Genomic DNA, 13,166 nt, shown 5'->3' on the forward strand with positions numbered 1-13,166 from the left:
ACTCAGAATAGATTGTGGACCAGAGACAAAGGAAACTAGTGTGAGAAAAACTACTTATACCAATGATGTTCTAAATGGACACCCTGTAATATCTCAACTCAATGTTGATGACTTACCGATGGGATGCCATCGTTTCTGGTTTGAGGCACAAACTAACGGTGTTGGTCAAAATCATCATTTACCTGTGGTCGTCTATCGCGGTGAGCAAAGTCAAAATGCTCGCAAAATAATGGTAACGGCAGGCGTTCATGGTGATGAATTAAATGGAGTTATTACCGCACAGAAGGTCATTCAAAAGCTCGTAAACGAGGAGATACACGGCACAGTCATCATTATTCCGATGATTAATGTGTCAGGTATGTTGATGCACAGCCGAGATTTTATTTCATCGGATCCGGATGCATCCCCAGCAAACCTTAACCGTATATTCCCTGGAAACCCGAACGGTGATGCCTCACAACGTTTTACACATTCAATTTGGCAGAACCTACTCAGCCATAATGCGGATCTTGCTATCGATCTGCATACCCAAACTCGCGGAGCAGAGTATCCTTTGTATGTCTTTGCCGATTATCGAATCCCCGCAGCAATCAAAATGGCTCGATTGATCAATCCTGACTGTATTTTTGATGATCCAGGTGATGATGGCGTTTTAGAAACGCAGCTCAATAAAAGTGGTACGCCCGCTATCACCGTCGAGGTTGGTTCTGGAAAGGTTTTACAACCCGACCTCATTGAGCGTTCAGTGAATGGCGTGATGAATATCCTGCACTCGGAAAATATCATCTCTACAAAGATAGATCAGCCTCACTATGCCTGCTTTGAAGGCAAAGAAACGGTGACCATTAGAGCCAATGTCGGTGGTTTCGCTCTCCCTCAAGTTAAGGTCAGTGAATCAGTACAATCAAAACAATTGATTTCAATTCAATATGATAGTTTTGGTTCTGAGAAACAACGTTATTACGCCCCTGCTGATGGCTATGTACTCAGCGTCAATCAAGATCCGATGCGTGAACCGGGCGCTTTGTTAGTCAGACTATTGAAGTAACACGTCACTTCATCAAATGGCTCTTTACTGATGGCATTTGAGTCGTTAACCCATATTGTGAAAAGGGGATAACTCGGCAGAGCTATCCCCTTATTATTACTTATAAATATTAATCACTTACTGTGATCGGTATGACTATGATTAGTATTACTGCTGAGAAAGCCCAGTACCACTGCGCCAACCATGACTGCACAAACAATGGCAAATAGACGTGTCATTTGTGCCGAGAGGGACGCAGATCCTGGGTGGCTGATGATCTGATAAGCCAAGGTCGTAAAATTAGTAAACAAGAGCTGATAAATCGTCAGATTCGCCTGCCGCCTGATAGCAAAACACGCAAGTTGCAAACCACACACCAAACTCACGCCATAAATAACCAAGATTGGAGCGCCTGACACCATCATGATCATCACAGGTAACGTAAACAGAATGCCAACGCCAGTGGTGACAAGCTTGTTTCGGCTGAATGTACGGTGGTCGTGATTCGATGGGCTTTTCAACATACTGCCAAGCGTAATCGCAATCAACATCGTTTGTGACACCGAATTTCCTACCAAAATCGCCAGCACAACCACAACCGCGGTCGCTTTAAATGCAACCATGATATAGTCACCAGTAGTGGGCGCATCGGAAACGGCCGCAGTCGGAAGGACATTCACTTCATCCCCCGGGAACAACCAGAACCCCAAGTAAGTGACGATCAAAGCTATCACCAGCTTTTCAAAGAACAATAGGGGCAATCCCGCCATTGGGAGATGCATCTGCTTGTTGACCACCACCATCACGATGACCACGATAATGGTCAGTGTCGCGATGATATCTTTTGTATTCTGATGGCTACGCTGATAACTCCAGAACAGCAATAGCCAGCAATAGAGGACAAAACCGGTTGGCGAGTCGACCAATACACTACCAAAAAACACCACACCAAAGCTGATTAAGATTAATGCAACAATCACCTTTAATATTAAATTAATCGGTGGTTTGGATGGCATCAATGTCATGAACATCACAACAAATATGGGCGACAAAACAGCGAGCATCTGCCCACTTTGTTGATGGTAGAACAATAGCGAAAGCGGCAGTAACACCAATCGAATAATGGAGTTAGCTGAGCTATGAAACATAAGTCCACACGCTTAGAATTCTCATCCAAAGCTGAGCAAGCCACTCACCTGGGGTACTTTGCTCTGTCATGACAGCCACTGTGGCTTGTGAACCAAAACGAATGTTGCTTGGAACCTCACCATGATCAAACACAATATTGACTGGGTAGCGCTGCGCGGCAATAGAATTGGTGTCTGAATTTAAAAAGCCAGTCTCTTGGTCAGTGCTATTGCTGCCACCCGTTCCCCAACCAATGCTATCAACCGTGCCGTATAGCACTCGCCCCGGTAACGCATCCAATACGATCTCAACTCTTTGCCCGGCTTGTATATGCTCTAGCGAGTTTTCTCTGTATAACGCAGATATCCACACCTCTCGCGGATCAACAAAGGTCAAAACAGGTGAGCCTGCGGTTGCTCGCTGGCCTACCGTCAGTTGTAGGTTACTCACCACGCCATGAGAAGGAGCCATCACTTGGGTTTTCTGTAAGTTGAGCTGAGCCTGCTCAAGGGCTGCAATCGCCGCCAACACTTGTGGATTATCACTCCCTTCTGGCCCTAACGCTTGTTTTGCCTGAACCAAAGAGGCTTCTGCGGCTTTCAATGACGCTTCAGCACGATCACGATTCTCTATGGCGTTGTCTAATTCAGAGCGGCTAACCAGCCCTTTACTGGCGAGTTCACTCACTCGACTCGCTTGCTCTCGAGAATTATCCCGAGCCGCAACCGCCTCGGTCACTTTCGCTTGTGCAACGTTAACCGCCGCTGTGCTTGCGCCAATATTTTGGCCTACTTGAGCAAGATTCGCTTCAGCGGAACGCAAACTAATCTGATAGTTTCGAGCATCAATTTCAAACAACAATTGGTTCGTTTCAACGACCTGATTATTTTCAGTTTGCACAGACGTGATATTGCCAGAAACTTCAGGAGCAATACGCACAATATAAGAGTGAACACGGGCGATCCCCGTCATTGGTGTGACGCGGTCGGCCCACAAACTGTAAAGCCACACTACTAAAATAACCGAAATAATAATTAAACTAAGCTTACGCGAAGATTTTTCTGCTTTTGACATGCTCTCTCTCTCGATCCGACAGCACGATTTACTCGCCTGCCGAATACGATGTTTTAAAAATTAAAGTGAATTCCACTTCATTGTAGTCTAGTCGATCTGTCTCTTGAGTAAAAACAAACGATTACTTGAAATATTGTCACGGCAACAATTAACAATCAACAAAAAGCCACACATCCCATTAATGAAATGTGTGGCTGTTTAGATCTGTTCTGCTACGAACTTAGATAAGTTTAGGGGTTACTCCATATCACCTAACAAGTAATCTTCATCGCTGCTCACTACTGCGCCGTGCTTCAAGAAGTTCTTACCTAGGATCATGCTGTATTCGAAGCGAGAACGGTCTTGAAGGTTTACCCTCACCTCTTTCTCTAGGTCTCCGAGCTTAACCTTCATTTCTACCACAGGGCGAATGTTCACCTTCTCGCCTTTCTTGGCTTTAATGCGCATTACATCAATCACTGGCTTGGTAAAGTCTTGCTTATCGCCTTGGTTGTTTTGATAGGTAAAACTCACCATGTCTTGGCCATCTTTCTTAAATCGTTTGATGTTGACTGCGTTCATTGAGCTTACATCCGCACCAGTGTCGAGCTTGGCCGGGAACTTCATGCCGTTCACTTCTACTACTTCAATATGCCCAACTTTAAACAGTGGTTCGGCTTTCAGAAGGTAATCAGAACGCGTATTAACGTAAACGCCCTCTTTTGCCATCTTCTTGCCTAAAATAAAGTACGCTTCTTTCTCATTTGTATTGAGCACGTCGATGGCGAACTCTTGCGTACGCACTTTTCCAGACACCGCAAACTCACCACTTACAACAGGGCGAGTATCATCCCCGACTTTAAGCTTCTTAATAATTGGCTTGGTCACCTTCTGCTTCTCACCATTTACATCCGTAAGATAAAATTCAACGGAAGCATCTTTGCCCTTGCCAACAATCTCAAAGCTGTCCACCTTCAACAAAGGCGTGTTTACAGTAAACGAAGCCACAGCCTTAAGTGGGAAGTCATCCAGTGTGATGTCCTCTTCCGGTGAGATGATCATAGGCTCACCAGACTCCGCCACATCACTAAAGCTCTCTGAGCCTTCTGATAAAATATTCTCAGCACTGGTGTCTATCATGAAGAGTTCGCTAGCGGTGCTGGTTCCAAATCTCAACTGCGATTCACTACTCGAGCGCTCACGTAGGTACACCAGAACGTCTTTAGTTGTGTTTTCATCGAGTTGAACAGGTACATAGACTAAAGGTCTCTTCTTACCGCTCACGCTTAACATACGAACCAACGGCAACGTCATCTCTTTTTGCTTACCGTCGTTGTCGAACATATCAAACGTCACTTCTTTGTTCTTTTTGTCTATGTCGATGTCTTTTGCATGCAAAATGCTGTAGCGGTTCTTTAAAGAGAAGGTCGCATTCATCGCCATTCCCGAGATAGATACCACCTCTTTACGGCCCACCACCGTTGCGTTCTCTTGCTCTTGTAAGTAGTCATAGCCCGCAAACACCAGTGCGTTATCTGCAAGGAAGGTTTTGCCGATCAATACTGGTGCAGAGAAGTGGCTTCTGTCAGTCAGGTTAACGTCTGTTTTTAATTCTTGATCCGCAATGGTCAGCGACATCTTAACCGTAGGACGAAGTAAAGGCGTGCTGCTGGTACGGCTTCGTATCATGCTGACACGCTCTAAAGGCGCTTTAATTAATACCATGTCACCCGTACGTGGGTTTTGAACCTTGAAAGAGACCACAGCCTCATATTTCGCAAAGGTGCTGCCATCCCAATCATCGTAATCAACATCGGAATTGTTCAACAGGTCTTCGGTTATTGCCGCCATCAACTCTTTGTCTTTGAGGTTTTTGTAGTCGGCATTCGTGCTCTTCACATGAATGTCTTCAGCATGCATAGAAGTGGTTTCTGCACCGGTATCAATTTTACCAATGAAAGGAACGTCTTGAAGCCCTTGAACGCTAGATAGGTACACGTTCTCAGTACGGCCTAATACCGCCTTACCATCGAGTTCGTAAGTCGGGTTTTGAGTGGTAGGTGAAGTGTCAGTAGCCAAAGTGTATTGTGAAAAAAGTAGAGTGCTTAAAAGAGTTAGAGCCAAAGGTATCTTTTTCATTAGTTGGTCCGTTGTGATCAGTTCACTAATAATACTGGCGTTTGCGCGAAGAGTTCCCCCACCAGTAATGGTTCTCACAAAACGTTAACGCTATGAGTTTTTCAATGACAAACCGATGACTTTGCGCTGCATTCGCTTATCGATTATTGACTAATGGATACCCAATAATCTTTTCAATACTCGGTGTTCTATTGGAGAAATGAATACAAAAAAGGCCGACGACAAGCGCTGACCTTAGCGATTCAAAACACACCTGAAGCGAGTTTAACTTGCTAAAACACAAACGGTTCTAGATAAACATAGCACTAAAAAGTCCCGACTGTTTTCTTTGCACAGATAGCTCGAGCTTTTTCTGCGTCCTCACCTTTATTTTTGAGATAGCACTGTCGATAAGATTTGACGTAGCGCTCAAATAACACCTCGGCTTCAGGTTGTGGTTTAGAGAGCAGTTGGTTAACGAACTTTCTTGATCCAACCTCAAAATGCTGAGTATCGATTGGGCTATTCCAATCCCCTCCCCAGATCATAAATCCGTGATGGGCAAACAGCTCCACCACATCTTCAGCCATGCCGCGGCGTTCTATTTCATCACGCGCACGAAAGCGAGTACGGTTCACATAACTTGTCGCAGATTGTGAAGGCTTTACCGTGATTCTTCCGTTGCTATCAAACTCTAAGAAAGGGTTTTGAACTGGGTTGATGTCGATTGCCACACCATAGGCATGTTTCGACCAACCTCCTCCGCCTGTAATAGGACGAGCGTTAAACGCGCTACTGTTGTTCGCGTCCATTGAGGCGTTATCGTCACCTCTGAATTCACGCATTAGGCGAGCGGAATGAAGAGGGAAATTGCGCTGTTTAAGCTCTGAAAAGATTTGTTCAACAGCAGGCGCAATAACATCAAGCACGATCATATTGCCCTGTTGCGTTTCCCCTTTGAAACTAATGAAATCGAAATCCACTTTGGATAGTCGCTCACAACCAACGGGCGCACCACTACTCAAGACATTGTTCTTTTTCATCATGTCGCATTGCCATTGAGATATAGGAGCGACTTGGGCATAACTCACTGCACTGAGCACAGTGGCCAGACAGCCGACAATAAAACGTTTCATATCAAAAACTCAAAATAGTAAGAGTGAAAAGTAGCAGAAGTTGGAAAATAGCATATTAAGCCAAGTTGAGCGCACGCTTTGTTAGCGTGTTTTGTTCCAGTAAACAATCTCTCTAACTCGTCCGTTCTGATCCTTGTCAGCTTCTCCACCAACATCAGAAAGTTCAGGTAAGGTCGATAATTGCGGAGCGTAATAGGCAACTAACATAAGTACGAACGCATCGTAAATATCGTCTATCGCGGCGTCTTTACGTTTGGTATTTGAAATGGCCAACGACAAGCGGTCACACCATTGAGGGGATAGCTGCTGAATAATAGAAAGCCGTTCCTCTTTGCCTTCTTGCGTTCGTTTTGAAAACGTCAGCGGTTCGTCTTTCAATGCTGCAAACACCACTTCAGGATGTGATTCCCTGATAGAAAGATTGGGATGAGTTTCAATGAGCTCATCAAGCTCGCGAATCTTGGGCACAATTCCCCAAGTCTGTTTAGAAAACTTCTTATCAAGCTGCTCCACATTGGCACTGCACGCCGCAATGTAATCGGTTTGGTAAACCGCCTCACGACACGGAACCGGAAACACCGAAGAACCACGTTTGCTGGTTAGAAAACGCCTTGCTGCTTTGTCACACAAGCGATCTGGAGTTTGTGCATCACTAAAACCAATAGGCATATCGATAAGCGCCGTTGAACCGATAAGATCACTCGCTAGCTCATCGAGGGTGTTTACCACTTTAAACGCAGGTATCTCATTGTCAGAGACAATCCAAGCGATCCACCCCGCCTTGCAGCCATCAATTCCGATGTGTTTCATTGTTTGTAGAGATGCCTTCAGTCCACCTTCGAATATTTCCACTCAACTCATTCCCGCAATTGCAAAAGCCTTTAGCTTAGAAAACAAAAACTGGAACCTCGTTACGCTGTTTAAGAAAGAGTTCCGCTTATCATTCTTCACTACCCTGAATTTTATATTGTGTAATGGCCGAACAAATACAAACGTCACAATAGATGGCAACGACTAAAGCACAGTTACCGATTACCCATTACCCATTACCCAACATCAATAACGCGTTTTAATCTCGCAAAAGTTTTCATGCTCTCATTTGCTTCAATAACTTCGTAATCTGGGTTATTTGCCTTCAGATAATAATTTCCTTGAGAATCTTTTTGAATCACCCGCAGTAGATATTGATTGTCACCGCTCTGATCTTGGATCTCTATAGCCATTGTATTGCCTGTTATAGAGCCGGCAGAAACCGGACTAACCAACTCTAAAAGTAATAACTGTCCATCCAAAATAGGCGATTTTCCACCATTCATTGAGTTACCAGATGCACGGGCTAAAAAGTGTTTTTGAGGGTCTACGTTATGTAGATCAACTTCCATCAACTCCAAATCATCATGGGTTCCCGTTTTAAAGTGGCCACAGGCAATCTTTAGATTAGGATAATAAGGCAGTTGAATAAGTTGCGCGGAAGATTGATCGCTTTCTAATACTGTCTCTGTATTTTTCCTTCTGTCTGCATATTTTGCTAACTGCAAATCCACTAACTCTTTAACTAAATCTCCTAATGCACTGATGTGATTCGGCTCAATTGGAAAGTTATTTTTAAAACGCCCATCTTCAACGACAAACCATGGAGTGGCATTTTTTCGGTTTCCCCCAATAAATGCATTGATAGGATTACTTTTCCAATACTGCAACCAAGTTGTCGACTCAACATCAAGCATCTGTTGTTTACTCGGTAAATCAGCGTCTCTAATCGAAGGGTAACGCGCCAAGACTTGACCACTTTTCGTTGCAAGATCTTGTAATGTTGGTGGAATTTGAAAACCGTCTAGTTCCAAAAATGCCTCTAACAGAATCGCTTTAAAGCTTTTCGTCATACTCATTTTTTGTATCGCATTCAGCAGGAACGTTTTATGTTCATGAGTCACAGCTTGAATGGCAGGTTCACTAATCTGCTCAGAGACTAATTCAAACCAACTTCCATGTTGCTTATTCACTTTGTTAAAATCGTAACCTGCACGATAAAACTCAACTGCTCTAGGTCTATGCCCTAAATGATTCATTAAATAAACAAACTCTTGGGACGAGGAGTGTCGCAACTGCTTCGATAGCTCTTGCCAGAATTCAGTCACTTCAGGGTCTATAGTGATATAACACCCCTCACCGAGTTCAGGAGATCGCGTTGATGTTGAGAGCTTGCTTAGCGATGAGGTCAAGTCCTGCAAGCCTAATACTTCTTGCTTATTCAAGAATGAACGATGGTTACCAATGAAATCAATGACCACTAAATGAGTCTTGTTAACGTGCCTCCTCAATCCTCTCCCAAGCTGCTGAATAAAGATAATGTTTGACTCGGTTGGCCGTATCATTAACACGGTATCAATTGACGGTAGATCCGTACCCTCATTAAAAAGATCAACCGTAAACAGAACTTGTACTTCACCTTGGTCAAGTAACCGCAACGCTTCATTGCGGCGTACAGAGGATTGACTGTGGACAGAGAGTGCTCTAAACCCTTCTTTCTCAAACGTTAAATTAAATTGCTCAGCCATATAATTAGCGTGAGTGATGGATACACAAAAAGCGAGAGTTCTAGATTGACGTCGCAGCTTCCAGTGTTCAAAAACGTGCTTCGCACGACGAGTCGTGGCAAATTGTGCATCGAGTGCAGAAGGCTCAAACTTACCGTTTCGCCAAGGAATCTCTTGATAATCAACAGAATCATCCCAAATTCCGTAATAGTGAAATGGCACCAAAATTTGGCTATCTATGCCATGAACGAGGTTTCTTTCGAAAACGAGATTATCATGGCAAAGAGATAATATATTGGCTTGGTCAGGCCGCTCTGGCGTTGCAGTCAACCCGAGCAAAAACTTAGGTTCGAAGTGATTCAGTATATTTAAGTAAGTGTTAGCGCTGGCATGATGAAATTCATCTACAACAATATAATCAAAGTAATTTGATGCAAACTTCTCTAAGTGATGCTCTCGGCCAAGGCTTTGTACTGACGCGAAAAGCATCTCTTTGTCCTGATCTTTGACTTTACCATGATAGTAGCCCGCAGACTTTTCTGGCCAAAGCTTAGAATAGGTATGAAAAGCTTGTCTCAGAATCTCTTCCCGATGTGCAACAAACAGAACTCTTTTGGCGTTCATCTGTTGAGCATCAAATGCTGATAACCACGTCTTGCCCATTCCGGTTCCCATAACCACAAGGCCGCGAACGTTCCCTTTGTTGCGACTAGCACTAAGTGCTAGTAATGCCTCAACCTGTGCCGAGTTAGGCGAATATGTTTCTTCATCAGTTAAAGAGCGATCTCCCACGGCTTTTAATTCTGGAGGTTGGCGGCGTTTAATATAGTCACTAATCCACTCATCTGAGATTCGAATAGCAGAAGGGTGGTGAAACAGCTTGTCAAATTGCTCTCTAATTTTGAAAAATTGTTGAGCGGGTTCTGAATCTAAAGGAGGTTGATAATCTAACCTTAAGCACCATTCATAGGCATTGGTTAATGCAGTTCTACTGATATTATTTGAGCCAACAAATGCAGTGCCATTATAGAAGCTCTGCTCCTCATCACTTCTCACAAAAATATAAGATTTGAGGTGAAAACTACGATTATTGGACTCAAAAATCTTAACCTCAACACCGTCATTATTTAGTGATGCGAGCGACCGTAAAGCGATTGGATGAGTAATATGAAGGTAATCGGAGGTTAGAATTCGTAGCTTAAGCGTGGTTCCTGCGCTGCGATGCCTTTCAATAGCTTCATAAATACTTGGAAGCAGTAAATCTAACCCTGATGGTTGTATAAAGGAAACCGCGATTTCAATCTCAGTGGCATAGTTGATGGCATGAACCAACTGGGGAAGCAACGGATCGTCATCCCCTACAGTTAAAAGATCCTGTTTTATGGTTAATGATTGCTTTGGCATAAAAATATTACCCTTTCTTAATCAGCAACGCATTTAGCCAACGTTCTTCGACCCTATCTGGCCGCTGATCACCGGTCTGCCAAACTTCCTTAACCTCCAACTGAGTTCCTTCTAAAACGGTCAGCAAGCTGCTTTCCGTCAAATTGGTAAACCGGCGCCCCCCTTTTACGACTTCCTTGTCTCCATACTTAAAAGAACAATAAAACACGGCTTTGGGTTTAAGGTAGGAGGATAAGTGCTCCAGAGTTTCAGGTAGCTCAGATAACGAAACATGCAGCAGAGAAGCACACGCCCAGATACCATCATATTGCGTAGTACTTTCAAAGCGAGTAAACGCACATTGCTGAATCGGAAGCGATGTATGTTGCCTCGCGAGCTCCACAAGTTGCTCGCTGAGATCAAAGGCTGTGACTGCAAACCCTGCTTTGTGAAAATACAAGGTGTCACGACCAGATCCGCAGCCCGCATCAAGAATGCTTGCGCCGTCATTGAGTAACGGTATAAACCTTTGATAAACAGGGGCCATGTCAACCTCAACCGTTCCTGAAAAAAATAGTTCAGCATTCTGATCGTAATAAGTCACGAGTCCACTCTCAGTGTGTCATTTAATTCACCCATTCTAACATATTGAAAAAGAGGAAGTGTTGTTGTGTATCAGCTCGATATTCATCCTTAACAACCTAAGCCCAAATAGCATATTGACCGTCTCTCTCATCACCCTATCAATAACCACTACAAACTAAACTCCGCAGAAAAATGAAACAAACAAGGTGCAAGGTGACAAGTGAACAGGGATAATTATTTTGATGCTAACCCAACCTCACCCCCTGCAGAATTAGACTAATGAACACATACTCCCACATAGATACCCCATTCAACCTGCGCCACAGTTGTTGGTTTTGTGGTGAACCTTCCAATGATGTTGTTGAATTCCCTAAGACAGCGCAGGCTATTGCCAAGATAGGCCATTCACCGATAGCACTGCCGGCTTGTAATGAGTGTGCGAGAATTAACTATTCAAAGAATCTGACCTCAATTTGGTCTGTGCGCGATCAGATAAAACACACTCTGATAGACAAGTACGCTAAGCACCTTGGCATCGGTGAGAACTGGACGGAGCAAGAGCTTATTGATTCTGATTTCTCGGGTTCGACGCTCGGTGGGTTTGGGCGCAGCGCTTGGAAGATGTATCAAATCGCCAAGCAACGCGTCGATTATAAAGGCTGGCCTTTGTCGGTTGATGACATCCCACTTGAGGTATACGACGAAACCAGTGGCTTTGAGTTTGACGGTACTCGTTATGCCTCAATCAATTCATGTATCGACTATTTCACCAAGGCAGCAGGCGTAGACAAAGAGCTGTTGTCGCAGCTTGTCGACATCGTTTCATCAGAAAGGTTTAGCTACGCACTGCGAATCACCAAGCTGAACAAGAATGTCTCTAATACCAAGCGCTCGGAGATCGTCGAAGAGGTACTACAACAAGAGTCTGAACAAGAAGAGATACTGCTTGAGCAAGCTAATTCAATGTTTAACCCAAACGTCGAAGAGGTGAATATTTCAGGCTCAATAGCGCCTGTATTTGCCATTCAGTGGGCGCTGGCTAACAAGGTTAAAGATTTAGCCCACCTTTGTGCTCTCGAAGATGAGTATTTTGACTATTTCGAGCACCTCGGCGGCCCTGCAGCTTTCATGTCCTATAACGGCCTACAACTCTATTTAGAGTCGCGTCAAGATCCTGAATGGGTAGAAGAGTTGGATCCAAATAAACAGTATTGGTGAACATGCCTCGCTACTGGTGAACACGTGTAAGCTCGATAATCGTGTCAAACACCCATTGTTAGTCCTTGTTTTATATAAAGATCTAAAAACAGAACCCTATAACAGTTAATTGTTGCAATTCGGTTAAATAGAGTGAAAACTTCAAGCATCTAAAACTATTTAATCACTGCCATCTGCGGTGAGTAAGGAGTGAATTGTGCTTGCTGTTCTTCGTATTATTTTGGCTACGGTGTTTATTATTTTCACCACTCTATGTGCTTTTGTTTACTGCTTGTTTAGCCCCAAGAACCCCAAGCATGTGTACGTTTTCTGTCGTTGGTTCAACCAACTCCAAAAGATCATCGGTGTAAAACTGGTGCAACGCGGCCTAGACAATGCCCCGACACCAGAAAACAGCGTCTACATCTCTAACCACCAAAGCATATTGGATTTTGTGACCGATCCAGGAATGCTAAGACCACGCACTGTTTCATTGGGCAAACGCGATTTGTTGTACGTGCCTTTCTTTGGCCTGCTGTATTGGATCACCGGTAACATCATGATTAACCGCGAAGACAAATCCAAAGCACGCGATACCATCAAGCAAGTGGCGGAAGCGATTCATCAGAGAGATCTGTCTGTTTGGGTTTACCCGGAAGGAACCCGTAGTAAAGGGCGTGGACTACTGCCATTCAAAACAGGCGCTTTCCGAATGGCAATTGAAGCTGGTGTGCCTATCACCCCGATGTGTACTAGCACCACGCACAATAAGATCGACTTTAATCGTGCCAATAATGGCATTGTGATCACCGAGATGTTGGAACCTATCGATGTATCCGGATACAAGCTTAGCGATGCGAGAGAGTTGGCCAATCGCTGTCACGCACTCATGGCAGAGAAAATAGCAGAGCTTGATGCCGAAGTGGCTCGTTTAGAGGCGCAGCAAAAAACAGAGTTGGATTCAGACCGTTCTTCTACGAACTAACTCGCAACGAAACCACT

The 13,166-nt window shown here is 44.2% G+C and carries 10 protein-coding genes; 3 read left to right on the forward strand and 7 right to left on the reverse strand.

The genetic code is table 11. From position 1 onward, the window contains the following. The first annotated feature begins 40 nt into the window (after positions 1-40). On the forward strand, positions 41-1,048 hold the full coding sequence (locus tag AB4274_RS05195; protein WP_017059743.1) for a succinylglutamate desuccinylase/aspartoacylase family protein: 1,008 nt from the start codon (positions 41-43) through the stop codon (positions 1,046-1,048). A gap of 113 nt (positions 1,049-1,161) precedes the next feature. Here AB4274_RS05195 and AB4274_RS05200 read toward each other — a convergent pair whose 3' ends face one another. From AB4274_RS05200 to AB4274_RS05230, 7 genes are all read right to left on the reverse strand, one after another. Next, complete coding sequence (locus AB4274_RS05200) at positions 1,162-2,175, reverse strand: DUF2955 domain-containing protein (protein ID WP_017059742.1); 1,014 nt, start codon at positions 2,173-2,175, stop codon at positions 1,162-1,164. After that, positions 2,165-3,229 (reverse strand): HlyD family secretion protein, encoded by a 1,065-nt coding sequence (locus AB4274_RS05205; RefSeq protein WP_372111233.1) that lies wholly within the window; start codon positions 3,227-3,229, stop codon positions 2,165-2,167. Before AB4274_RS05205 ends, AB4274_RS05200 begins: the two co-directional genes overlap by 11 nt. A 237-nt stretch (positions 3,230-3,466) precedes the next feature. Then, complete coding sequence (locus AB4274_RS05210) at positions 3,467-5,347, reverse strand: ATP-dependent zinc protease (protein ID WP_372111235.1); 1,881 nt, start codon at positions 5,345-5,347, stop codon at positions 3,467-3,469. Positions 5,348-5,652: 305 nt separating this feature from the next. Continuing rightward, on the reverse strand, positions 5,653-6,462 hold the full coding sequence (locus AB4274_RS05215; protein ID WP_372111238.1) for a M15 family metallopeptidase: 810 nt from the start codon (positions 6,460-6,462) through the stop codon (positions 5,653-5,655). An 81-nt stretch (positions 6,463-6,543) separates the two neighbouring features. Beyond that, positions 6,544-7,272, reverse strand: a complete 729-nt coding sequence (locus tag AB4274_RS05220) for a DUF429 domain-containing protein (RefSeq protein ID WP_102320384.1) — start codon at positions 7,270-7,272, stop codon at positions 6,544-6,546. 236 nt (positions 7,273-7,508) lie between these two features. Beyond that, positions 7,509-10,403: a DEAD/DEAH box helicase family protein gene (locus AB4274_RS05225; RefSeq protein WP_102320385.1), complete on the reverse strand. Its 2,895-nt coding sequence runs from the start codon at positions 10,401-10,403 to the stop codon at positions 7,509-7,511. 7 nt (positions 10,404-10,410) lie between these two features. Then, positions 10,411-10,986: a bifunctional 2-polyprenyl-6-hydroxyphenol methylase/3-demethylubiquinol 3-O-methyltransferase UbiG gene (locus AB4274_RS05230; protein ID WP_241910585.1), complete on the reverse strand. Its 576-nt coding sequence runs from the start codon at positions 10,984-10,986 to the stop codon at positions 10,411-10,413. Positions 10,987-11,246: 260 nt separating this feature from the next. Between AB4274_RS05230 and AB4274_RS05235 the strand changes: the two genes are divergently transcribed. Then, complete coding sequence (locus AB4274_RS05235; protein WP_102320386.1) at positions 11,247-12,185, forward strand: hypothetical protein; 939 nt, start codon at positions 11,247-11,249, stop codon at positions 12,183-12,185. A 196-nt stretch (positions 12,186-12,381) separates the two neighbouring features. Then, complete coding sequence (locus AB4274_RS05240; RefSeq protein ID WP_065584647.1) at positions 12,382-13,149, forward strand: 1-acylglycerol-3-phosphate O-acyltransferase; 768 nt, start codon at positions 12,382-12,384, stop codon at positions 13,147-13,149. Positions 13,150-13,166 lie beyond the last annotated feature (17 nt).

This window comes from Vibrio sp. 10N.261.55.A10 (assembly GCF_041470825.1).
In the GTDB taxonomy this organism is placed as follows: domain Bacteria; phylum Pseudomonadota; class Gammaproteobacteria; order Enterobacterales; family Vibrionaceae; genus Vibrio; species Vibrio crassostreae_C.

Coding starts and splice junctions, on each gene's coding strand:
- AB4274_RS05200 (WP_017059742.1), bottom strand. CDS start 2,175: ATGTTTCATAGCTCAGCTAACTCCATTATTCGATTGGTGTTACTGCCG.
- AB4274_RS05205 (WP_372111233.1), bottom strand. CDS start 3,229: ATGTCAAAAGCAGAAAAATCTTCGCGTAAGCTTAGTTTAATTATTATT.
- AB4274_RS05210 (WP_372111235.1), bottom strand. CDS start 5,347: ATGAAAAAGATACCTTTGGCTCTAACTCTTTTAAGCACTCTACTTTTT.
- AB4274_RS05215 (WP_372111238.1), bottom strand. CDS start 6,462: ATGAAACGTTTTATTGTCGGCTGTCTGGCCACTGTGCTCAGTGCAGTG.
- AB4274_RS05220 (WP_102320384.1), bottom strand. CDS start 7,272: ATGAAACACATCGGAATTGATGGCTGCAAGGCGGGGTGGATCGCTTGG.
- AB4274_RS05225 (WP_102320385.1), bottom strand. CDS start 10,403: ATGCCAAAGCAATCATTAACCATAAAACAGGATCTTTTAACTGTAGGG.
- AB4274_RS05235 (WP_102320386.1), top strand. CDS start 11,247: ATGAACACATACTCCCACATAGATACCCCATTCAACCTGCGCCACAGT.